17 protein-coding genes are annotated in these 21647 nt (G+C 73.0%); 9 read left to right on the top strand and 8 right to left on the bottom strand.

Annotated elements, in window-relative coordinates; genetic code table 11:
* Positions 1-10 precede the first annotated feature (10 nt).
* Positions 11-1336 carry an ABC transporter substrate-binding protein gene (locus tag BLW14_RS20840; RefSeq protein ID WP_093708731.1) on the bottom strand — a complete coding sequence of 442 codons (1326 nt, stop codon included), beginning with the start codon at positions 1334-1336 and terminating at the stop codon, positions 11-13.
* Between the two features lie 644 nt (positions 1337-1980).
* Here BLW14_RS20840 and aspT point away from each other — a divergent pair.
* Positions 1981-3660: an aspartate-alanine antiporter gene (gene aspT, locus BLW14_RS20835; RefSeq protein WP_093708730.1), complete on the top strand. Its 1680-nt coding sequence runs from the start codon at positions 1981-1983 to the stop codon at positions 3658-3660.
* A gap of 58 nt (positions 3661-3718) precedes the next feature.
* Positions 3719-5374 carry a bifunctional aspartate transaminase/aspartate 4-decarboxylase gene (locus BLW14_RS20830; RefSeq protein ID WP_093708729.1) on the top strand — a complete coding sequence of 552 codons (1656 nt, stop codon included), beginning with the start codon at positions 3719-3721 and terminating at the stop codon, positions 5372-5374.
* An 18-nt stretch (positions 5375-5392) separates the two neighbouring features.
* On the opposite strand, the gene BLW14_RS20825 is transcribed toward BLW14_RS20830, so the two are convergent.
* Entirely contained in the window at positions 5393-6088 is a 696-nt protein-coding gene (locus BLW14_RS20825; protein WP_177154232.1) for a FadR/GntR family transcriptional regulator, read from the bottom strand.
* Positions 6089-6263: 175 nt separating this feature from the next.
* On the opposite strand from BLW14_RS20825, the gene BLW14_RS20820 reads away from it, so the two are divergent.
* Positions 6264-8051, top strand: coding sequence for a 2-isopropylmalate synthase (locus BLW14_RS20820; RefSeq protein ID WP_093708727.1), 1788 nt, complete (start codon positions 6264-6266; stop codon positions 8049-8051).
* A gap of 139 nt (positions 8052-8190) precedes the next feature.
* On the opposite strand, the gene BLW14_RS20815 is transcribed toward BLW14_RS20820, so the two are convergent.
* From BLW14_RS20815 to BLW14_RS20805, 3 genes are all read right to left on the bottom strand, one after another.
* On the bottom strand, positions 8191-9678 hold the full coding sequence (locus BLW14_RS20815) for a glycoside hydrolase family 18 protein (RefSeq protein WP_093708726.1): 1488 nt from the start codon (positions 9676-9678) through the stop codon (positions 8191-8193).
* 128 nt (positions 9679-9806) lie between these two features.
* The gene (locus tag BLW14_RS20810; RefSeq protein WP_093708725.1) at positions 9807-11207 is read right to left on the bottom strand and encodes a HAMP domain-containing sensor histidine kinase; all 1401 of its coding nucleotides are present in this window, start codon (positions 11205-11207) and stop codon (positions 9807-9809) included.
* Positions 11204-11908 (bottom strand): response regulator transcription factor, encoded by a 705-nt coding sequence (locus tag BLW14_RS20805; protein WP_177154042.1) that lies wholly within the window; start codon positions 11906-11908, stop codon positions 11204-11206. Before BLW14_RS20805 ends, BLW14_RS20810 begins: the two co-directional genes overlap by 4 nt.
* A gap of 68 nt (positions 11909-11976) precedes the next feature.
* On the opposite strand from BLW14_RS20805, the gene BLW14_RS20800 reads away from it, so the two are divergent.
* Positions 11977-12516, top strand: coding sequence for a hypothetical protein (locus BLW14_RS20800; protein WP_093708724.1), 540 nt, complete (start codon positions 11977-11979; stop codon positions 12514-12516).
* Between the two features lie 15 nt (positions 12517-12531).
* Here the strand turns inward: BLW14_RS20800 and BLW14_RS20795 are convergent, their stop codons facing one another.
* Entirely contained in the window at positions 12532-13419 is an 888-nt protein-coding gene (locus BLW14_RS20795; protein WP_371128083.1) for a spermidine synthase, read from the bottom strand.
* 97 nt (positions 13420-13516) lie between these two features.
* Positions 13517-13894, bottom strand: coding sequence for a hypothetical protein (locus BLW14_RS20790; protein ID WP_093710801.1), 378 nt, complete (start codon positions 13892-13894; stop codon positions 13517-13519).
* 254 nt (positions 13895-14148) lie between these two features.
* Between BLW14_RS20790 and BLW14_RS20785 the strand changes: the two genes are divergently transcribed.
* A complete protein-coding gene (locus tag BLW14_RS20785; protein ID WP_093708723.1) occupies positions 14149-15555 on the top strand; it encodes an NsdA family TPR-like regulatory protein in 1407 nt (468 codons plus the stop codon).
* Positions 15556-15723: 168 nt separating this feature from the next.
* On the opposite strand, the gene BLW14_RS20780 is transcribed toward BLW14_RS20785, so the two are convergent.
* Complete coding sequence (locus BLW14_RS20780; RefSeq protein ID WP_093708722.1) at positions 15724-16320, bottom strand: histidine phosphatase family protein; 597 nt, start codon at positions 16318-16320, stop codon at positions 15724-15726.
* 238 nt (positions 16321-16558) lie between these two features.
* Here BLW14_RS20780 and BLW14_RS20775 point away from each other — a divergent pair, with 238 nt between their 5' ends.
* The 4 genes from BLW14_RS20775 to BLW14_RS20760 are packed head-to-tail and all read left to right on the top strand — an operon-like array spanning position 16559 to position 21534.
* Positions 16559-17530, top strand: coding sequence for a phosphatase PAP2 family protein (locus tag BLW14_RS20775; RefSeq protein ID WP_177154231.1), 972 nt, complete (start codon positions 16559-16561; stop codon positions 17528-17530).
* Entirely contained in the window at positions 17460-18602 is a 1143-nt protein-coding gene (locus BLW14_RS20770) for a hypothetical protein (RefSeq protein WP_256333015.1), read from the top strand. The genes BLW14_RS20775 and BLW14_RS20770 overlap by 71 nt, the downstream gene beginning before the upstream one ends.
* Positions 18593-20203 (top strand): hypothetical protein, encoded by a 1611-nt coding sequence (locus tag BLW14_RS20765; protein WP_093708720.1) that lies wholly within the window; start codon positions 18593-18595, stop codon positions 20201-20203. The genes BLW14_RS20770 and BLW14_RS20765 overlap by 10 nt, the downstream gene beginning before the upstream one ends.
* Positions 20200-21534: an AAA domain-containing protein gene (locus BLW14_RS20760; RefSeq protein WP_093708719.1), complete on the top strand. Its 1335-nt coding sequence runs from the start codon at positions 20200-20202 to the stop codon at positions 21532-21534. Before BLW14_RS20765 ends, BLW14_RS20760 begins: the two co-directional genes overlap by 4 nt.
* Positions 21535-21647 lie beyond the last annotated feature (113 nt).

The following is a 21647-nucleotide window of genomic DNA, read 5'->3' as shown; positions in this document are numbered from 1 at the left end:
CCGGCGAACGTCAGCCGATCACCTTGTCGATGGCCTTGGTGGCGGCCTCCCACGCGTCGTCCGGCTTGGTGCCGCGCTGCTCCATGTTGTTGATCTGGGTGGAGATGGTGTCCTTGATGGACGCGTCCTTCGGGCCGAGGATCGTCTCGGGGATGGACTTGGCCTCGTCGGCGTAGAGCTGGCCGATCGGGGCGTCGTTGAAGTACGGCAGCTTCGCGGTCTTCACGTCGGGCAGCTCGTACGCGCCCTTGTTGGACGGGAAGGAACCGATCGCCTTGAAGACGGCGGCCTGCTGCTCGGGGGCGGTCAGCCACTTGACGAGCTTGGTGGCCTCGTCGACGTTCTTGCCGGCCTTCGGGACACCGAGGAAGGAACCGCCCCAGTTGGCCGCGGAGGTGCCGGGGGCGGTGGTGATGTCCCACTTGCCCTTGTTGGCGTCACCGGCGTTCACGGAGATCTGGCCGGCCATCCAGGCGGGGCAGACCACGGTGGCCATCGTGCTCTTGCGCAGCGCGGCCTTCCACGGGTCGCTGAACTGGGCGAGGCCCTGGGTCAGCTTCTTGTCCGCGGCCTCGGCCGCGAGGTTCCAGCCCTGCTGGACGCTGGGGCTGTCCTTGTAGATCGCCTTGCCGCTCTCGTCGTAGTACTGCTTCGCGTTGGAGCTGACGACGGCGTTGAACATGGCGCTGGCGGAGTCCATGAAGTACGTGCCCGCGGGGGCCTTCTTCTTGTACTCCTCACCGAGCTTGAGGTAGTCCTCCCAGCCGCCGGAGATCTTGGCGGCGACCTCCTTGCGGTCGGTCGGCAGACCGGCCTTCTTGAACAGCTCGGTGTTGTAGCAGAGCGACATCGGGCCGATGTCGGTACCCGCGCCGATCACCTTTCCGTCGGCCGTGGTGGCCTGCTTCTCCTTCCACGACACGAACTCGTTGACGTCGATGACCTTGCTCAGGTCGGCGAACTGGTCCGCCTTGGTGTCGACGAGCTCCTTGATGCGCCCGACCTCGAGGCCCTGGACGTCGGCGAGGCCACTGCCCGAGTTCAGCTGCTGGAGCAGCTTGGGGTAGTAGACCTTCTCATCCGCGGTGGTGTCTTCCTTCACCGTGATGTTCGGGTGCAGCTCGTGGTACTTGGCGAAGAGACCGGCTTCCTTGTAGCCGAACTGGCCGAAGTCGGCGACGGTCAGCGTGATCTTCCCGTTCGCGTCGGAGGACTCGTTCGAGTCGGAGTCGTCACTGCTGCAGCCGGTCAGCAGCAGCGCCGAAGCGGTCAGGCCCGTGGTGGCCAGGACCGCGACTCTGCGGCTCCGGCCGGCGACGGTGCGGGTGATACGCATTCCACTACTCCTTGTTCCAGGGTGGGACTGGCTCACTGCGTGGCATACGCGCTGGTGAGTGCGGGTGCCGGATGGGTTTGGGGGGAGGACACGGGCAGTGCCGTTCACCCGGGAAAATCCCGCGTGATGTGGGAGCGCTCCCATGCGTCGATGTCGGAAGATTGCTGCCTGCGGGGGGTGGGTGTCAAGAGTTGAAGACGCTTCCGTTGCGCGAGCGTGTCCTGCAAGTCACGAGACCGTGTCCGGCCGAGGGCTTGCCAAAGCGGTTCGCCGCGTTGCGGCGGGAGGCGGGGTTTTGAATTCCCGCAGGTGGGGGGCGGGTTGGGGTTGGATCTTGGCCGGACCCCGACGGGAAACCAGCCGTGGTGCCGGTTTTTCGGAACGGTCCGGCAACAGCCCGGCGCGGCCTCAGGGGCCCCGCCGGGAAGTGAACGGGGTACGGCGCGGAGGGGGCGCGGATGCGGAGTCGCGCGTTCTTTGCCCGAAGTCGGGACGGGGCCGGCCGAAGCCGGCGGGCGGGAACGGGGCCCCCACCGGCGGCCGGTGAGCGCCCGGGCTGCGTGGACGTGCCGGAAAAGACAGGCGCTGTTAGCTTTCGGCTATGTGGCCAAATGTCGGTTTCGCTGGTTCGGGGCGTTGAGCGGATGGGTGTGATCCGGGACCATTCCGAGCTCGCTCTCTTCCTCTGCCTCGCCCTCGGCTATCTCGTGGGGAAGCTCCGCGTCGGCCCCATCACGCTCGGCGGCATCTGCGGAACGCTGATCGTCTCGCTGCTGATCGGCACCCGGCACGTCACCGTCGACGACGACGTCAAGACGGTGTTCTTCGCGCTGTTCATCTTCTCGCTCGGCTATCTCGCCGGGCCGCAGTTCTTCGCCAACCTCAACCGGCGCAGCCTCCGCTTCCTCGCGCTCTGCCTGATCGAGCTGGTCTGCGTGCTCGGCATCGCCTTCGGGCTGGCCAAGGCGTTCGACCTCGACGTGGGAACCGCGTCCGGCATCCTGGCCGGCGCCGCGACGGAATCCGCCGTGGTCGGTACGGCCACCGAGGCCATCGGCAAGCTCGACGGGCTGACGTCCGGCCAGGTCACCCAGTACCAGGGCCACGTCGCCACCGCGTACACCGTCTGCTACCTCTTCGGCCTGGTCACCATCGTGCTGTACACCAGCCAGATCATGCCGATGCTGACGCGCATCAACCTGGCGGACGCCTCCCGCGAGCTCTGGGAGAAGATGCGCGGCGGCGCCCGCGGCCTGGAGGACGACGAGCGGGAGGCGCTGCCGGGCACCGTCGGCCGCACCTATCTGGTGACGCTGGCCGACGGCCTCAGGATCGGCGAGCTGAAGGCCGTACGGGCGGGCAGGGTCACCGTCGAGGGCGTCAAGCGCGGCAGCAAGCTGCTCACCCCCTCCCCCGACCTGGAGCTGATCCTGAGCGACCTGGTCCAGTTGGTCGGCCGGCGCTCCTGGATCATCGAGGCGGGCCGCGAGATCGGCCCCGAGACGCCCTCGGTGCCCGGCCTCGACGCCCCGCTGGCGACCCGGCAGGTCGCGGTGACCGAGAAGGCGACGGCCGGCTCGACCATCGCCCGGCTGGAGCGGGACCACCCCGAGTTCCTGAAGGACGGGGTGTACATCACCGACGTGCTCCGCAACGACCAGCATCTGCCCGCCTCAGCCGAGACCACGGTGCAGCGCGGCGACGTACTCACGTTGGTCGGTGCGCGGGCGGGCCTGAACAAGCTGGTGGCGAAGATCGGCGCGGTCGTGAAGAACGACGCGACGGACTTCATCTACCTGGGGTTCGGCATCGTGGCGGGCTCGCTGCTCGGCCAGGTAGTGGTCCGGTTCGGCGACATCCCGATGTCGCTCGGCACCGGCGGCGGCTGCCTGGTCTCGGGGCTGCTCTTCGGCTGGTTCCGCTGCCGCCGGCAGACCTTCGGGGCGTTCCCGCCGCAGGCCGCCAACACGCTGAAGGACCTGGGCCTGGCCGTCTTCATCGCCTGCACCGGTCTGACCGCCGGGCCGCAGGCCTGGCCGCTGCTGAAGGAGTACGGCGCGCTGCTGCCGTTCGCCGGGATCGCCATGGTGCTCGTCCCGGCCACCATCTCCCTGGTCGTCGGCCTGAAGCTGCTCCGCATCGAGAAGCCGCTGCTGATCGGCGCCATCGCGGGCCAGCAGTGCTCGACCCCCGCGATCACCTCCATCACCCAGGTGGCGCAGAGCTCCGTACCGCTGCTCGGTTACACGATCACGTACGCGCTCTCCAACTTCCTGCTGCCCCTCACCGGCCCCGTCCTCGTCGGCGTCCTCGGTTCCGGATGACCGGCCCGCCCGCCACCGCCACCGCCCTCCTCGACCACTGATCCGCGGGAGCCCAGCCATGACCGAGGACGCCCTCAGCCGCACGGAGATCCGCTCGTACGCGCAGCTCAGCCCGTTCGAGCTGAAGGACAAGTTCATCAGCATCGCCCAGGCCGAACAGAGCGACAAGCCCGGCCAGAAGGGGAAGACCACCCGCGTCATGCTGAACGCGGGCCGCGGCAACCCGAACTGGGTCGCGACCGGCCCCCGCGAGGCGTACCACGCGCTCGGCTACTTCGCGATCGAGGAGTCCCGCCGGGTCTGGACCGCCGACAACCTGGGCGGGATGCCCGAGGAGCCCGGCTGCGCCGAGCGCTTCGCCCGCTTCACGCGTACGAATCCGGGGCTGCCCGGTATCGAGCTGCTGAAGGCGTGCGTCGACCTGGCCGTCAAGCGGTTCGGTTTCACGCCCGACGCCTTCGTGCACGAGCTGGCGGACTCCTCGATCGGGGACAACTACCCCGTGCCGGGGCGCATTCTGCCGCACGTCGAGCAGATCGTACGCGGCTACGTGACGGACGAGATGTTCGACCACCGGCCGCCGGAGGGGCAGCACCTGAGCCTCTTCGCGACCGAGGGCGGCACCGCCGCGATGTGCTACATCTTCGACTCTCTGCTGAAGAACGGCATCCTGCACCGGGGCGACCGGATCGCCCTGATGGTCCCGGTGTTCACGCCGTACCTGGAGATCCCCGAGCTGGACACGTACGGCTTCGACGTCGTACATGTCGAGGCGAACCTGTTCACCGAGACCGGGGTGCGGCAGTGGCGCTACCCGCCGGAGGAGATCGCCAAGCTGGCCGACCCCTCGGTGCGGATGGTGTGCTGCGTGAATCCGAGCAACCCGCCCTCCCTCGCCCTCTCCACGCGGGTCGCCGAGCAGATCGCGGAGATCGTGGCCGAGCGGAACCCTGACCTGATCATCGTCACGGACGACGTGTACGGGACCTTCGTCGAGGGCTTCCGCTCGCTCGCCGCGGAACTCCCGCGCAACGCGCTGCTCGTGTACTCGTACTCCAAGCACTACGGCGCCACCGGCTGGCGGCTCGGGGTCATCGGGCTGCACGACGACAACGTCGTCGACGACCTGCTGGCCGCGCAGAGTGCCGAGGAGAAGGCACGGCTGGACAAGCGGTACGGGTCGCTCTCCCTGGAGCCGGAGCGGATGCGGTTCATCGACCGGCTGGTCGCGGACTCCCGGCAGGTGGCGCTCAACCACACGGCGGGTCTGTCGCTGCCGCAGCAGGTGATGATGGCGTTGTTCTCGCTCTTCGACATGCTGGACGAGGGCCAGCAGTACAAGGCCCGCATCCGCGCCATCGTGCGGCAGCGCCTCCAACTGCTTCTCGAAGGCGCGCACATGAAGATCTCCGAGGACCCGAAGCGGGCCGCGTACTACATCGAGCTGGACCTGCTGGCGGAGGCGGAACGCACTCTGGGCAAGGAGTTCGCCGACTATCTGGAGGCCAACTACGAGCCCGTCGATCCGCTGTTCCGGCTGGCCGAGCAGACGTCCGTGGTGCTGCTGAACGGCGGCGGTTTCGACGGCCCGCAGTGGTCCGTCCGGGTCTCGCTGGCCAACCTCGACGACCTGGACTACCTGAAGATCGGCCACCATCTGCGGGTCGTCTTCGACGAGTACGCGCGGGAGTGGCGGGCCTCCGGGGGCTCCTAGGGCGTCGGACGACGGGCATCAGGCCGCGCGCAGCCGGGCCAGCGTGCCCTCCAGTTCCTCCTGCGCCGCGCGCGCCGCCGCGTCCGCGTCGCCCGCCACCACCGCCGTGACCAGGGCGCGGTGGCCCGCTTGCCCGTGCTGGGGGTCCTCGCGGCGCAGCCCGAGCAGGTCCACGAGGTCGATGAGCCCCTGGCGCAGGGCCGGGACGAACTCGGCGAAGAGGTCGCTGAGGACCGGGTTGTGCGCGGCGGCCACGACCGCCCGGTGCACGGCGATGTCCGCGTCCACGAAGTCCGCGTCGTCGATGCCCGCGCCGGCCGCGAGCCGGGCGGTGAGCGCCGCGTCCAGGGCGGTCAGGTCCTCGTCGGTGCGGCGGCGGGCGGCGAGGCGGGCGGCCTGGACCTCGATGAGCATGCGGACCTCGTAGACGTCGGTGACCGACGCCCGGCGCAGCCGTACCGGCCATTCCTCGGTGACGTGGTCGGCGACGACGAAGACGCCGGCGCCCTGGCGGGAGCGGAGGAGGCCGAGCGTGGCGAGTGTGCGGACCGCCTCGCGGACCGTGGAGCGGCCGACTCCCAGTTCGCGGGCAAGGGTCGTCTCGCCCGGGAGCTTCGTGCCGACCGGCCAGTGCCCCTCGGTGATCCGCGTCCGCAGATGGCTGGTCGCCTGTTCGACGAGGGGGCTGGGGCGGAGCGGGCCGGGCGGGGACACGTCGTTCACCTGTCAGGTTGTCTGAGGGGTTGCGTTCTGGTTACTGTACCGCCCATGACGAACCGCGGTCTCCTCCTTCTCGGCTGCCGCGGCGGGGCCTGAAGCGATCGGCACCCCGCCGCGGGGTGCCGTGCTGTGCCGGTCGCATCCGGCGATGCGAGAAGAGACACCGTTCATGCCCGAGTTCATGTCCGCGGCCACGTCCGACGCCCCGTCCCCCATGCACGGCTTCCCCACCATCTGCACCCCCCGCGGCCCGGTCCCCGAGGCCGCGCCCCGCTGGAACCCCCAGCGCTCCAGCTCCATGCCCTCGCACCGCTACCGCTCCGCGTACGACCGCGTCGCGATCCCGCTGACCGCGCGGAGCTGGCCGCAGGCCCGTATCGAACGGCCCCCGCTGTGGGTCCCGGTGGACCTGCGGGACGGCAACCAGGCGCTGGCGGAACCGATGGACACCCCGCGCAAGCGGCGGATGTTCGACCTGCTGGTCGCGATGGGCTTCAAGGAGATCGAGGTCGGCTACCCGTCCGCGAGCCGCACCGACTTCGACTTCGTACGCCACCTGGCGACGAGCGGGGCCGTCCCCGACGACGTCACCGTGGTCGTCTTCACCCCCGCCAAGGCCGACCTGATCGAGCGGACCTTCGAGTCGGTGGCGGGCCTGGACCGGGTCGTCGTCCACCTCTACATCGCGACCGCCCCCGTCTGGCGCGAGGTGGTCCTGGGCCGCGACCGGGCCGAGGTGCACGGCGTGGTCCTGGACGCAGCCCGGCAGATGGACCGGCTGGCGCGGGCCAGGCCCGGCGCGGACATCCGGTTCCAGTTCTCGCCCGAGGTCTTCAACCTGACCGAGCCGGACTACGTCCTGGAGATCTGCGACAGCCTGACCGAGCTGTGGGACGCCTCGCCGGACCGGCCGGTCGTCCACAACCTGCCGGCCACGGTGGAGATCGCCACGCCCAACGTCTACGCCGACCAGATCGAGTACATGCACCGCAACCTGGCCCGGCGGGACTCGGTGATCCTCTCCGTGCACCCGCACAACGACCGGGGCACGGGCGTGGCCTGCGCGGAGCTGGCGGTGCTGGCGGGCGCCCAGCGGGTGGAGGGCTGCCTGTTCGGCAACGGGGAGCGCACCGGCAACGTCGACCTGGTCAACCTGGCGCTCAACCTGCACGCCCAGGGCGTCGACCCGATGATCGACTTCTCGGACATCGACGAGATCCGCCGCACGGTCGAGCACTGCAACCGGCTGCCGGTGCCGCCGCGCCACCCGTACGGCGGGGACCTGGTGTACACCGCGTTCTCCGGCACCCACCAGGACGCCATCAGCAAGGGCTTCGCCCGCCGCGCGGACAGCCTGTCGGAGCTGTGGGAGGTGCCGTACCTGCCGATCGACCCGGCGGACGTGGGGCGTACGTACGAGGCGGTCATCCGGGTCAACTCGCAGTCGGGCAAGGGCGGCATCGCCCATCTGCTGCGCACCGGCCACGGCGTCGACCTGCCGGCCGGGATGCGGGCGGAGTTCTCCCGTACCGTCCAGGAGGCGACGGACGACAGCGGTCTGGAGGCCACCGGGAAGGACCTGTGGAACCTGTTCGAGGCGGCGTACCTGGTACCCGGGCGGGACGGCGGGGTGGCGCTCACCTCCTGGTCGGCGCAGACCGGCCCGGCCGGTGAGCACCGCTTCGTCTGCACCCTGCGGGTGGACGAGCGGGAGGGCGACTACGAGGGGACGGGCACCGGCCCGGTCACGGCGTTCGCGGACGCGCTGGCGGCGGCCGGGGTGGAGGGGGCCGTCCTGGACCTGGTGGAGCAGGGGCCGGACGGGACCGGGACGGCGACCGCGTACGCGCGCTGCCGGGTGGACGGCGAGGAGCGCTGGGGCGCGGGCCGCGACGCCTCGGGCGTGGCCGCTTCGGTGGCGGCGGTGCTGTCGGCGGTGAACCGGGCGCGGGGGTAGCGCGCGGCAGACCGGGAAAGGGGCGCGCGCCCCGGCCAGGGGTGGGGGGAAGGGGGCCCGGCCGGGGCGCGCGGAGGGGGGTTGGTCCTGTGGGCTGGTCCTGTGGGCTGGTCCTGTGGGCCGATCCTGCGTGCCAGTCCTACTTGTAGGCGCCGAACGCCTTGGTGAAGGCGAGCGGTTCCTGCGTGATGGAGCTGCACGAGGCGTCGGCGGTGGGCTTCGCGCCGCCGGCGCACTCCTTGTCCCGGGTGCCCGACCACATCGCGAGCCAGGCGAGGCCCTTCTCCTTGGCGAAGGCCGCCAGCTGGGTGGCGTCATCGACCTTGAAGATCTCGGTGCTGACGTCGTTCACGCCGATCATCGGGGTGACGGCGACGGTCTTCCACGCCTCGGCGTCGGAGAGGCCCAGCACGCCCTTGATCTGGGCCTGGGTCGCGGTGGCCGCCTGGACGGCGTACGTGCCCATGTCGCCGCTGTAGGAGGCGCCGTAGTCCATCGCCATGATGTTGACCGCGCCGACGTCCACGCCGTTCTTCTTCGCGTCGGCGATCAGGTCGACGCCGGGCTGGGTCAGGCCCTCGGGCATCACCGGCAGGGTGAACGACACGTCCAGGCCGGGGTGCGACTTCTGGAGCTGCGCGATGGCCTGCGAGCGGCGGGTGTTGGCGGCGGTGTCGGGGAGCGCGCCGCCCTCGATGTCGAAGTCGACCTTGGTCAGCTTGTACGTGTCGACGACCTTGCCGTACGCGGCGGCGAGGTCGGCGGCCGAGGAGCAGCGCAGGGCCAGTTCGGAGCCGGCGGCACCGCCGAAGGAGACCCGGACGTCGCCGCCGGCCGCGCGCAGGGCGCCGATCTGGGAGGCGACGTGGTCGTCACCGAGGCCGGTGACCCCGCCCCAGAGCGGGGCGCAGCTGCCGCCGGAGGTGATGAAGGCGAGGTTGAACTGCTTGACCCCGGTCTTGTTCGCGGTGTCGACCAGGTCGTACGCGGGGTAGAGCGAGGTGTCCACGTACGGGGCGAAGCGGGCGCCGCTCGCGGTGCCACCGCCGTCGTCGGTCTTCGTGGGGGTGGGGGTCGGCGTCGGGGTCGCCGTTTCGGTGGGCTTGTCCGTGGGCTTGTCGGTGGGGGTGGCCGTGGGGGTCGGGGTCGCGGACTCGGTGGGGCGGCCGCTGGGTTCGGGGGTCGCGCCGGGGTCCACGGAGCACTTCGCGCCGTCGATGAGGCAGCCGGTGGGGTCGGCGGCCGTGCCGTCGGAGGCGGCGACGAAGCCGACGGTGACGGTTTGCCCGGCGGCGAGCTGCTTGTTCCAGCTCGCGGGGCGGACGGTGACGTGGCTGCCGCTGACGGTGTGCTCGCCGTTCCACAGCGAGCTGAGCCTCGTGCCCGCCGGGAGGTCGAACTCGAGCTTCCAGTCGCTCTTCGCGGCACCCGTGTCGTTGGTGACGACGTACTGCCCGGTGTACCCGCCGGTCCAGCCGCTGGTACGGGTGTAAGCGGCGCCGACCGCCGACGCCTGGGCCGTGCCGGTGAGGGCGAACACCGTCCCGCCGATCACGGCCGCGGCGACGACCGAGCCGATCACCTTGGTCCTCGTGCCCATCGTGCGCCGGTGCGTGCTGGTGCCCATCGCGTTCCTGCCTCGTCATACGGAAGTGGGGATGCGGGAGCACGCTAGCGGCTGCGGAACGGGCAAACGGGGCACTCCGGACCGGAGTTGATGTTCTTAGGGTTGGCTTAAGGAGCGCATCGGCCGCGCTAAAGGTTCGCGCGTCCCACGCTGCGGCGACGCCGTTGGCGGCCCACCCGGTGGCCCCGTCCGCCCCCTGGCGGACGCTGTCCGTCGAGCCCGATCCAGACCCGGACCTCCGTGCCGCCCAGCACCGAGCGGCCGATGCGCACATCCCCGCCGGTGGACTCGGCGACCCGGCGCACGATGTCGAGCCCCAGCCCGGTCGAGCCCACCGCGTCCCGGGCGCCGCCGCGTGCCAGGGCCGCCTTCGGGTCCGCGATGCCGCCGCCCGCGTCCGAGACCAGCACGATCACCGCGTCACCGCTGTGGTGCACGTCGACCGCGAAGGCGGTGCCCTCCGGGGTGTGCCGGAAGACGTTGCCCAGCAACGCGTCGAGCGCGGCCGCCAGTTCGGGCCGGGCGACCGGGATGCGTACCGTGCGGTCCACCCCGGCGAGGCGCACCTCGCGGCCCTCGTCCTCGGCCAGCGCGGACCAGAAGTCCATGCGCTCGCGGATCACCTCGGAGGCGTCGCAGCCCGCGCCCGGGCCGCCCGGCTGGGTCGGCGGGCGCTGCTCGCGGGCGGTCCGGATGATCGTGTCGACCTCGCGCTCCAGCTGTTCGACGGCCGCCCGGGTCTGCTCGGCCGCGGGCCCCTCGCCGAGGGAGGCGGCGTTCAGCCTGAGGACGGTGAGCGGGGTGCGCAGCCGGTGCGAGAGGTCGGCGGCCAGCTCGCGCTCGTTGGCGAGGAGCTGGACGACCTGGTCGGCCATGGAGTTGAACGCGACGGCCGCGGAACGCAGTTCGTCCGGCCCCTCCTCCGGGACGCGGGTGCCGAGCCGCCCCTCCCCCAGGTCGTGCGCGGCGCCCGCGAGGCGACGGGCGGGCTCGACCATGCGGACGCCCAGCCGGTCGGCCACGGCGACCGAGCCGACGATGAGCGCGACGCCGACGCCCGCCAGCATCAGCCAGGCGGTGGTGACCCCGTGCGAGACCGCCTCCTGGGGTACGAACACCTCGACGACGGCGATGCCCTCGGGCCCCACCGCGGTGGGCTGGAGCAGCACCGAGCCGCCGGTGACCTCGGTGATGGCGGCGCGGCCCGACACCCGTACGGTCTCCAGCTCCTCGCGGGTGGCGTGCCCGTGGCCGATGTCCACCTCCACGCCGTCGGGCTCGCCGGTGGCCGGGATGTGGACGGCCATCCGGCCGGCGGCGCCCGGTTCGGTGGTGAGGACGGCCTTTTCGAGCTGGGCCCGGTCCGTGGTGATGGAGAGGGTCGGGCCGATCGTCGCGGCCTGGCGCTCCGCGTCGGAGAACGCGCGGTCGCGGGCCATCTCCTTGACGACGAGCCCCAGCGGCACCGCGAACGCGACCACGACCATCGCGGTGACGGCCAGGCACACCTTGACCAGCGCCCATCTCATGCCGGCTGCTCCGGGGCCGGGGGCTGGAGCTTCACGCCGACGCCGCGCAGGGTGTGCAGGTAGCGGGGCCGGGCCGCGGTCTCGCCGAGCTTGCGGCGCAGCCACGAGAGGTGGACGTCGATGGTCTGGTCGTCGCCGTAGGACTGCTGCCAGACCTCGGCGAGGAGCTCCTTGCGGGGGACGACGACGCCGGGCCGCCCGGCCAGGAAGGTCAGCAGGTCGAACTCGCGGCGGGTGAGGTCGAGCGCGGCGCCGTCGAGTTCGGCCTGCCGGCGCAGCGGGTCTATGGAGAGCCCGCCGACCTGGATGACGCGCGACGGCGGTGCCTCGCCGCCGGCGGCCCTGGCCCGGCGGAGTACGGCGGCCATCCGGGCCGAGAGGTGCTCCACGGAGAACGGCTTGGTGAGGTAGTCGTCGGCGCCGTCGTTGAGCAGCCGGACGATCTCGCTCTCGTCGTCGCGGGCGGTCGCGATGATGACGGGCACGTCGGTGATGCCGCGCAGCATCTTCAGCGCCTCGGACCCGTCGAGATCGGGCAGTCCGAGATCGAGGATGACCACGTCGAAACGGAAGTGGGCGACTTCGCGCAGCGCTTCCAGAGCGGTGCCGACACTCCGTACGGTGTGACCGGCCTCCGTCAGGTGCCGGATGAGGGCGGAACGTACGAACTGGTCGTCCTCGACCACGAGCACACTGGGCATGGGCGGCACCGTACGCCATCGGACCTGCCCGGGTGTCATGTCCACCGGGTTCGTGGTGCAGGATGTTGATGATGCAACGAGGTCTCGTACACGCGCTGGCGTGGTCGCTCGCCACCGGCGCGGCGGTCACGGTGTCGTGGTGGGGTGTGCACTCCGTGCTGGCCGGCACGGTGTACGACCCGCCGCGCGCGGTGCCGATCTCGGCGCCGTCGACGGAGAGCCTGGTGTCCTCGACGCACCGCCCCGCCCCGCCGGCCTCCCCCCGTCCGAAGCCCCGGGCCACCACCCCGAAGCCGTCCGCGACACCGTCCCGTACGCCGTCGCCGTCCCGCACCCCGGCGCCCAACACCCCGCGTCCGGCGTCCGGGACCACCGCCCCGGCCGGGCAGGCGCGCAGTTACGCGACGGCCGGCGGCCGGGTCGTCTTCGAGATGCGGAAGGACTCCGCCGACCTGGTGTCCGCGACCCCGGAGCCGGGCTGGTCGATGCAGGTGTGGTCCAACACGACCTGGATACGGGTGAACTTCGCCCGGGACGACGGCACGACGGTCTCCGTCTTCTGCACCTGGAACGACCACGCGCCCCAGGTGGACATCGTCAACTCGTAACCCGTGGCGCCCGGTTCAGCGGAACGCGTTCGGGGGCGGCGGCGGTGACGGGCGGGCGTCCGCGTCGTGCACGGGGGCCGCGCCGCCGGTGAAGTCCGCGAGGGCCCGGCCGTGTTCGACGCGTCCGGGGTGCGGGTCGGTCGCGACCCGGCGGGTGAGCTGCGCTATCCCGGGCGCCGTGTCGGAGGCCAGCAGGACCGCGTTGCCGAAGCGGCGGCCCCGCCACACGGTTGGGTCGGCGGCGAGGGCGAGTTCGGGGAAGACCGTGGCGGCGGTGGCGATCTGGCCGCGCAGATGGGCCAGCGGCGGCCCGTCCGCGAGGTTGGCGACGTACGTCCCGCCGGGCTTCAGGACCCGGCGCACCTCGGCGAGGAACTCGGTGGTGGTCAGGTGCGCCGGGGTGCGGGCCCCGCTGAAGACGTCCGCGATGACGAGATCGGCCCAGCCGTCCTGGATCTTCCCGAGCCCCGCGCGGGCGTCGGTGGACCTGACCCTGATCCTGGCCTGCGGGTCCAGCGGCAGTTCGCGGCGCACCAGCTGCACGAGGGCCGCGTCCACCTCGATGACCTGCTGGGTGGACCGGGGCCGGGTGGCGGCGATGTACCGGGCGAGTGTGAAGGCCCCGCCGCCCAGGTGCACCACGTGCAGCGGCTGCCCGGCGGGGGCGGCGAGGTCGGCGATGTGCCCGATGCGGCGCTGGTACTCGAAGGAGAGGTGTGCCGGGTCGTCGAGGTCGACGTGGGACTGCGGGGCCCCGTCGATCGTCAGCGTCCAGGCACGGCGGCGCTCCCGGTCGGGCACCAGCTCGGCGAGGCCGCCGTCCACGGGCTCGGAGACGTTGCTGTCCGGGGCCGCGCGGCCCGCGCGCCCCTTGCGGTCGCCGGACGCTCCTCGACGTGCCACTGCTTCTCGCCCCTGCCCACTGCTCACCTTGTACGGGACGGGCCGATCCGCGCGGCCCGCCGTACGGCCATTATCGGTGCGGCGGGTGTGGTCCGGCTCAGCGGCAGTTGTCGGCGGCCTCGATCAGCCGGGCCGCCTGGTCGAGCGCGTCGCGCAGCACGGCCGGGTCGGTGACGGGCGTGTCCGCGGCGGGCGGCAGCAGCCAGCCGCTGCCGGAGACCGGCGGCTCGGCGGGAATGCGCAGCCCCCGGCCGTCGGTCCGCGTACAGGCGCTGCCCGGTACGTCCCAGCCCTGCGCGGTGCCCGGCGGCACCAGGAACCCGAGGGTGTCGCAGGTGCCGTCGTGGATGACGGGGCCCACGACGTCCTGCGCGGCGCCCCGGCGCAGGATGTCGACGGCTTCCAGGCCCTGCCGGGCGGGCACGGTCACGAGATCACAGGGTTCGTCGGCGGACGCCGTACCGCCGGTCGCCATGTCGGTGTGCAACAAGGGACCTCTCCTCTCATCGCCGGGCGGAGCCGCACTCCGTCTCCGTAGGGACCAACGCCCCGACGGCGTCAAGGGCTACGGTGCGACACCGCCGCAAAGGGTGGCAGTTCATGGCGGATCACGACCGAGATGCCCGCTTCATCCGGAAACGCTGCGTGTGCGTACCGTCACAGCAGGTACGTTCTTGCTCCGCCGGGACACCGGAAACAACGCCCGGCTCGCACCGAGAGGGCCACGCCATGGTGTCGACAGGGGCAGTTCCCAACCTCGCCTTCCGACGGCTGCGCGGTCCGCGCTCCGCCGGGGAGTTCGCTGCCGCGGTCCGCAGGTCCGCTCGCGAGATCGGCGAGCAGGTCGCCTGCGACGCCCGGTACATCGGACGCGTGGAGTCCGGCGAGATCCGCTGTCCCAACTACGCGTACGAGCGGGTCTTCCTGCACATGTTCCCCGGGACGGCCCTGGAGGACCTGGGATTCTCGCCCCGCGCCTCCGTACGCGGGCGGGCGGCCAGGCCCGCGGCGGACGCCCCGCAACCCCCGACTGCCCCGCCGCTGGAGCCCGGCAGCCACACCGACGAGGAGAGCGACGTGCTGCGTCGCGTGTTCATGACGAGCGGCACCACCGCGGTGGCGTCCGTCTCCCTGGGGCTGGGCCTCGGCGGCCCGGCCGCCTCCCTGCCCCTGCAACGCCGGGTCGGCGAGACGGAGGTGAGCGCCGTCGAAAGGGCCGTGCGGCAGATCCGGCTGCTGGACGACCGGCACGGCGGCGACTGGCTCTACCGGCGCGCCTCGCAACCGCTGAAGGCGGCGTACGCCCTGCTCGACGCCGGGACCGCGAGCCGGGGCGCCACGGCGGACCGGCTGCACTCGGGCGCCGGTGAACTGGCCCTCTCGGTGGGGTGGCTGGCCCATGACTCGGGCCGCTTCGAGGACGCACGCTCGCACTACGCGGAGGCGCTGGCCACGGCGCGGGTGGCCGGGGACCCGGCGCTGGAGGCGCACGCGTTCTGCAACGCGTCGTTCCTGGCCCGCGACACGGGGCGGCCGCGCGAGGCCGTGCGGGCGGCGGAGGCGGGCCTGCGCGCCGCGCAGCCGCTGGGCTCGCCCCGGCTGCGGGCGCTGCTCGCGCTCCGGGAAGCGGGGGGCCGGGCGGGGCTCGGGGACCGTACGGGCTGTGAGCGGGCGCTCGGCCGGGCGCACACCGCGTTCTCGCGGGGGCCGTCGGGGGCGGACCCCGAGTGGATGAGCTTCTTCCGCGAGGCGGAGCTGGAGATGCTGGAGGCCCAGTGCTGGGCGGCCCTCGGCGAGTGGTCCCGCGCCGCGCGCCACGCGGACCGGGCGGTCCGGCTCCAGGACCCCCACTTCACCCGCAACCTCGCGCTGTACCGCGCCGAGCTGACCTGGGACCTGGCCCGCGGGGGCCGCCCCGAGGAGGCGGCGTCGGCCGGCCACGCGGTCCTGGACCTGCTGGACGACGTCCAGTCCTCCCGCATCCGCGCGATGCTGATGGACTCCGTCGCGGTCCTGGGGCCCCGGACGGGCGCGTCCCGGGAGGTCCGCGACTTCCTGGACCGCGCCGACCCCGGCCCGCCCGATGCCCGAGGACGCACCCCTCAGCCCAGCCACCCCAGCCCGTCCGGCGTTTGAGGACGGAACCCCGCGCCCCGGTCCGGGCCACACCGATCGGCCCTCCGGCCGGGGGCCCGGAAGAGGGCACCGCACCCCGTGCGCAACGCTTCCGTCCTCAAGCGCCGGACGGGCTGGGATTCACCCCCGCACCGGCCCCGCCAGGCACGCCGGACGGGCTGGAAGGGTTCACCCCTCAAGGTGCCCCGTGTCGTTCCAGTGGTGGATCGCCGGCGATCCATACGTCCAGCCCAGGACCGACAGCGACGTCGGCGCCAGCCAGATCCGCGCGCCGAAGGCGACGTCCTCGCCCATCCAGCGCGCGCCGAGCGCCCGCAGGATGTGGCCGTGGGCGAAGACCAGGACGTCGCGGTCGGCCGAGCGGGCCCACTCCACGATCTCGTCGGCCCTGGCCGACACCTCGGCGGTGCTCTCGCCCTCCGGCACACCGTCGCGCCAGATGAACCAGTCCGGCCGGCCGGCCTTGATCTCGGCCGGGGTCATCCCCTCGTACGCCCCGTAGTCCCACTCCATCAGCGTGTCCCACTCCTCCGCGCGGTCGCCGAAGCCGGCGAGCTCGCAGGTCTCGGAGGCGCGGACGAGCGGGCTGGTGCGGACCTCCAGGTCGCGCAGCTCCGCCCACGGCCCCTTGTGCAGCCGCCGGCCGAGGAGCTTCGCCCCCTCGCGCCCGGCGTCGAGCAGCGGAATGTCCGTCCTGCCGGTGTGCCTGCCGTTGAGGGACCATTCCGTCTGCCCGTGCCGGGCGAGCAGGATGCGCGGTGCCATAAAAGGGTTCTCCCTGAAAAGCTGGGACCTGGGATGTCGGGATCTGAGACCTTGTTCCCATCATCCCGTATCCGCCCATGAGGCAACCCGGGGGGCCGTGGCGGCGTCCCAATGACCACAGATGAATCCGAACAGCTGAGGGGTGCCGACCACACCCCCGGGGGACACGCGCCCGACGCGCACCGTACGGTTGTACGCCCGCAGTCGGCCGCATGAAGACATGATGGAGAAGTTCCGGATGCCGCACGCCACCACCGCGCCCGCTCCGCGCCACCGGCTCCGCTGGTGGACCGAGCTGCCGCTCCTGGCCCTGGTGTACGCGGCGTACTCCGGCGGCCGTCTCCTCGCACGCGGTGACGTGTCCACGGCCGTGGACCACGGCCTGAGCATCCTGCGCGTCGAGAAGGCCCTCTTCCTGAACGCGGAGCACCCGCTCAACCGCCTCTTCACCGCGCACGCCTCCATAGGCGTGCCCTCCGACTTCGCGTACGCCTCCCTGCACTACGTGGTCACCCCGGCCGTGCTGATCTGGATGTTCCGCCGCCACTCGGCCGCGTACCGCAGGGCCCGCACCTGGCTGATGACCTCGACCATGCTCGGACTGATCGGCTTCACGCTGATGCCGACGTGCCCGCCGAGGCTGCTGGACGCGAAGCACGGGTTCGTCGACACGATGGCGCAGTACAGCTCGTACGGCTGGTGGGGTACGGAGGCGAGCGCGCCGCGCGGCATGGGCGGGATGACCAACCAGTACGCGGCGATGCCCAGCCTGCACGTCGGCTGGGCGCTGTGGTGCGGCATCCTGCTGTGGCGCCACGCCAAGCACCCCGCGCTGCGCGCCGCGGGCATCGCGTACCCGCTGATCACCACGTTCGTCGTGATGGGCACCGCCAACCACTATCTGCTCGACGCGGTCGCCGGCTGCGCCGTGATGGGCGTCGGGGCCCTGCTGGCCCGGCCCGTGATGCGCCTGGCAGACCGGGTCAAGGCGGCGGTCCTGCCCCGCTTCTCCGGAACCTCCGGGTCCGTACCGGCCACGGATGTCAGTGCCGGATGCAAGACTTCGGCGGGTGAGCGAATCCCCGGCCAGCGGACCTCCTCCGCAGAACCATCCGACGCGGCAGCAGCGGCCGGTCCGCCTGCCCGGGCCGACGGCGCCGGCCGGTCAGGACGGTCCCCCGACGGGGACCCTGCGACGGCGGCTCGCTGAGCTGAGAGGCCCGGCGGTCGCCCCGCGCCCGCTGGACGCCCGCGCGCTCGCGGCCCTCGCCGCCAACCCGGGCTGCAAGCGCCGCGCCCTGCTCGACGGGGCCGGGGTCGACAAGGGCGCGCTCGCCTCGGCGCTGGGCTCACCGGCCCCCTTCGGCCAGTCCCAGTTCGCCTTCATGCGGGGCAACGCCTTCGAGGCCCGGGTCAAGGCCGACGGCGGTACGGAGCTGATGCGGCTGCTGCACGAGCGGCTCGGCGGCTCCGGTGAACCGCCGCGCGAGGTCGCGACGCCCGATCTGGCCGCCGCCGGACCCGAGGGCCGCGCGGCCCGCACCGCGCTGGCGCTGCGGGAGGCGACCGGGGCCGACGGCTGGGCGCTGCTGGACCACCCGATGCTCGCCCTGGAGGTGGCCGGTTCCCCGGCCTATCTGGAGCCGGACGCGGTGGTGGTGCACCCCGACGGCACCTGGACGGTCGTCGAGATCAAGTCGTTCCCCATGGTCGACGGTTCCGCGGACGCCGCGAAGGTGGGTGCGGCGGCCCGTCAGTCCGCGGTGTACGTGCTGGCGCTGGAGCGGGTCGCGGAGGTCACGGACGGGGCCCGGGTGGGCCACCGGGTGCTGCTGGTCTGCCCGAAGGACTTCTCGAACCTGCCGGCCGCCTCCGTCGTGGACGTACGCAAGCAGCGCGCCGTCACCCGCCGCCAGCTGACCCGGCTCACCCGCGTCGACGAGATCGCGGCGGCCCTCCCCGAGGGCGCCACCTTCGACCCGGAGCGCTCCCCCGAAGACCTGGAGACGGCCGTCGAGTCGGTCGCCGCCGCCTATGCGCCGGAGTGCCTGTCCGCCTGCGAGCTGGCCTTCCACTGCCGGTCCCGGGCCCGCGCCGAGGGCGCCGTGGAGGCGCTGGGCCGCGGGGTGCGGGGCGAGCTGGGCGGTCTGACCACGGTCGCCGGGGTGCTGGCCGCGGCCGCGGGCAAGGAGGGCGACCCGGCTGACCCCGCGGTCGCCGCCCTGCGCCGCGCGGCGGCCCTGCGCGCCGAGGCACTGGAGGGGCGCGTCGCATGTCACTGATCACCACGCTGGCCCGGCTGGAGGCCGTGGAGAGCGGCCGCGCCCGGCCGACGGCCACCGTCCGCCACCGCCGGCTGACCGACCGGCCGCTCGTCCTGGTGCCGCTGACCACGGCGGGCGAGGCGGGCGCCCCGCTCGGCGCGCTCGTCGGCACGGACCGGGAGGCGCCCCGGCTGCTGGCCGTGGCCCAGCCCCGCGACCGGGACCTGCGGTTCGCGTTCCTCGCCGAGCTGGCCGAGGCGGTGCTGCCGCACATCGAGTCGTACGCGGACGTCGTCGAGCCCGCGGAGCGGGGCGAGACCGATCCGGCGACCGGCAAGCGCGTCAAGGTCGAGACCGAGCTGTGCGTGGACGCGGCGCAGATCGTCGTGCCGAGCCGGGCGGGCGTCGAGTTCGTCCGGCTGCTGGGCCGCTCCATGCGGTTCCGGCGCACCGCCGAGGACGACCCGGACACGCCGTATCCGGCGCCCGCCCGGGTCCCCTTGCTCGGGCGCTGGCTGACGCACTACGGCGAGCGGGCCCGGGTCCCCGGCTCCTCGCTCCTGCTCGCCTGCACCGATCTCCTCAACCGGCACTGGGCGACCGGCCAGTCCAATCTGGAGGACCAGCACCTGGGGGCCCTGCTCGCCTGGATCGACCCGCCCGCCGGCGAGTCCGGCGCGGAGGCGGCGCTCCGCGCGGAGCTGGCCCGGGACGCGTCGGGGCAGCTGCTGTGCCCGCCGGCCGGCCCGGCCACCGACCCCGATTTCGACAACCGGCTGCTGGCCCCGGCGATCGAGAAGTACGACCGGGCGCGCGCCTCGCTGGCGGCGGCCGAGGACGGGCTCGCGGCCGATGCCCGGCTCGCCGAGCTGACCGGGGCCGAGCGCGAGATCAGGGCGCTGCTCGCCGGGGTGCTCCGGCCGACCTGGGACGCGGTGTGGCGGGGCCTGGACCTGCTGCGCGAGCTGCCCGAGGGGGCCAGGACCGAGGACCGCTGGACCCGGGACCGCTGGTCGTTCACCGCCCACCGCGACCGGGTCCGCTCCGGTGAGCCGCCGCAGCCGCGCCGGGACGACGCGGTGACGGCCGCCCGCAAGCTGGCCGCCCGCGAGACGGCGCAGGCGCAGCTGGAGGCGCAGGAGGCGCTGGACGATCCGCTGGTCCTGGCGGGCCGCCGGCTGGCCGGGGAGGCTTTCATCGGCGAGGTGAGCGCGGTGGAGATGGCGTACAGCGAGTCGAAGCGGCCCTCGCCGCGCCCGCTGGTCACCGTCCGCACCGACGAGCGGCCGCAGCTGAGCGAGGGGGTGAAGGTCTACCGCTCGCTGGACGGCAAGCCGCAGACCGCCCAGTTCGCCGGGTACGGCCCGGCGGACGGGGAGGGCGGCGCGCCCTCGCTGGTGCTGCGGATCACCGACCGGATGGGGCGCGGCAAGGAGCCCGCCCCGGGGTCGGTCCCGGAGCCGGGCGACCGGATCGCCTGGACCCTGTTCGAGCACGACCAGCGCGGCGGGCCGCAGCTGCCGGACGCCGAGGAGACCCCGTGGACCCACGGCGGCCCGCCGGGCGGCCTCGAAGCGGCCGAGCTGCCCGACCCCGTGACCCCGGAGGACCTGCTGTGACGGCCGTATTCGACCCGGGCGCGGCGGCGGGCCTGGCGACCGCGAGGATTCTGGACGACACTCTGAAGGGCACGGCCCGGGGCGTAGTGGTGGACTCCCCGCCGGGCGCGGGCAAGTCGACGCTGGTGGTGCGCGCCGCGCTGGAGCTGGCCGCGGCGGGCCGTCCGCTGATGGTGGTCGCGCAGACGAACGCGCAGGTGGACGACCTGGTGGTGCGGCTCGCGGAGAAGGAGCCCGGGCTTCCGGTGGGCCGGCTGCACAGCAACGACCCCGACCCGTACGACAAGGTGCTGGACGGCCTGGAGAACGTGCGCAAGTCCGCGAAGGCGGCGGACCTGGCGGGCCTCGACGTCGTCATCTCGACGGCGGCGAAGTGGGCCCATGTGAAGAACGTGGAGCCGTGGGGGCACGCGATCGTCGACGAGGCGTACCAGATGCGCTCGGACGCGCTGCTCGCCGTGGCCGGGCTCTTCGAACGGGCGCTGTTCGTGGGCGACCCGGGCCAGCTGGACCCGTTCTCGATCGTCGGCGCGGACCAGTGGGCGGGGCTGAGCTACGACCCCTCGGCGGGCGCGGTGAGCACCTTGCTCGCGCACAACCCGCAGCTGCCGCAGCACCGGCTGCCGGTCTCCTGGCGGCTCCCGGCCTCGGCCGCGCCGCTGGTGTCGGACGCGTTCTACCCGTACACCCCGTTCCGCAGCGGCACGGACCACGGCGACCGGCGGCTGTCCTTCGGTGTCGCGTCGGACGGGTCGGCGGCGGACCGGGTGCTGGACGAGGCGGCGGAGTCGGGCTGGGGCCTCCTCGAACTGCCGGCCCGGCACACCCCGCGCACCGACCCGGAGGCGGTCCGCGCCGTCGCCCTGGTGGTACGCCGCCTGCTGGACCGGGGCGGGGCCGCCGTCAGTGAGCGCTCCCCCGACCCGGCCCCGGTGACGGCGGACCGGGTCGCGGTCGGCACGGCCCACCGCGACCAGGCCGCGGCGGTGCGCGCCGCGCTGGCGGAGCTGGGCGTGACGGGGGTCGCGGTGGACACGGCGAACCGCCTCCAGGGCCGCGAGTTCGACGTGACGGTGGTCCTGCACCCCCTGTCGGGCCGCCCGGACGCCACCGCGTTCCACCTGGAGACGGGCCGCCTCTGCGTCCTGGCCTCCCGCCACCGTCACGCGTGCATCGTGGTCTGCCGCGAGGGCGTGGCGGACCTCCTGGACGAACACCCGTCGACGGAACCGGTCCAGCTCGGCGTCACGGTGAAGTTCCCGGACGGCTGGGAGGCGAACCACGCGGTCCTGGCCCATCTGGCGGAACACCGCGTGCGCGCGGCTTGTTGACTGCGCCGGGGGCGTGGGCCGGGTGGTGTGCGCCCCGGCGGCGGGGCGTATGCGCCCTTGCGGGCGGCAGGACAATGGAGGGTGGCCGTCGGGCCGTCCGAGGAGGAAGAACA

Source organism: Streptomyces sp. 2131.1, assembly GCF_900105515.1.
GTDB lineage: Bacteria > Actinomycetota > Actinomycetes > Streptomycetales > Streptomycetaceae > Streptomyces > Streptomyces drozdowiczii.
Note: the sequence above shows the minus strand (reverse complement) of the source record. Positions and strands in the feature narration are given on the sequence as shown.

Coding starts and splice junctions, on each gene's coding strand:
- BLW14_RS20840 (WP_093708731.1), bottom strand. CDS start 1,336: ATGCGTATCACCCGCACCGTCGCCGGCCGGAGCCGCAGAGTCGCGGTC.
- aspT (WP_093708730.1), top strand. CDS start 1,981: ATGGGTGTGATCCGGGACCATTCCGAGCTCGCTCTCTTCCTCTGCCTC.
- BLW14_RS20830 (WP_093708729.1), top strand. CDS start 3,719: ATGACCGAGGACGCCCTCAGCCGCACGGAGATCCGCTCGTACGCGCAG.
- BLW14_RS20820 (WP_093708727.1), top strand. CDS start 6,264: ATGCCCGAGTTCATGTCCGCGGCCACGTCCGACGCCCCGTCCCCCATG.
- BLW14_RS20815 (WP_093708726.1), bottom strand. CDS start 9,678: ATGGGCACCAGCACGCACCGGCGCACGATGGGCACGAGGACCAAGGTG.
- BLW14_RS20810 (WP_093708725.1), bottom strand. CDS start 11,207: ATGAGATGGGCGCTGGTCAAGGTGTGCCTGGCCGTCACCGCGATGGTC.
- BLW14_RS20805 (WP_177154042.1), bottom strand. CDS start 11,908: ATGCCCAGTGTGCTCGTGGTCGAGGACGACCAGTTCGTACGTTCCGCC.
- BLW14_RS20800 (WP_093708724.1), top strand. CDS start 11,977: ATGATGCAACGAGGTCTCGTACACGCGCTGGCGTGGTCGCTCGCCACC.
- BLW14_RS20790 (WP_093710801.1), bottom strand. CDS start 13,894: ATGGCGACCGGCGGTACGGCGTCCGCCGACGAACCCTGTGATCTCGTG.
- BLW14_RS20785 (WP_093708723.1), top strand. CDS start 14,149: ATGGTGTCGACAGGGGCAGTTCCCAACCTCGCCTTCCGACGGCTGCGC.
- BLW14_RS20780 (WP_093708722.1), bottom strand. CDS start 16,320: ATGGCACCGCGCATCCTGCTCGCCCGGCACGGGCAGACGGAATGGTCC.
- BLW14_RS20775 (WP_177154231.1), top strand. CDS start 16,559: ATGCCGCACGCCACCACCGCGCCCGCTCCGCGCCACCGGCTCCGCTGG.
- BLW14_RS20765 (WP_093708720.1), top strand. CDS start 18,593: ATGTCACTGATCACCACGCTGGCCCGGCTGGAGGCCGTGGAGAGCGGC.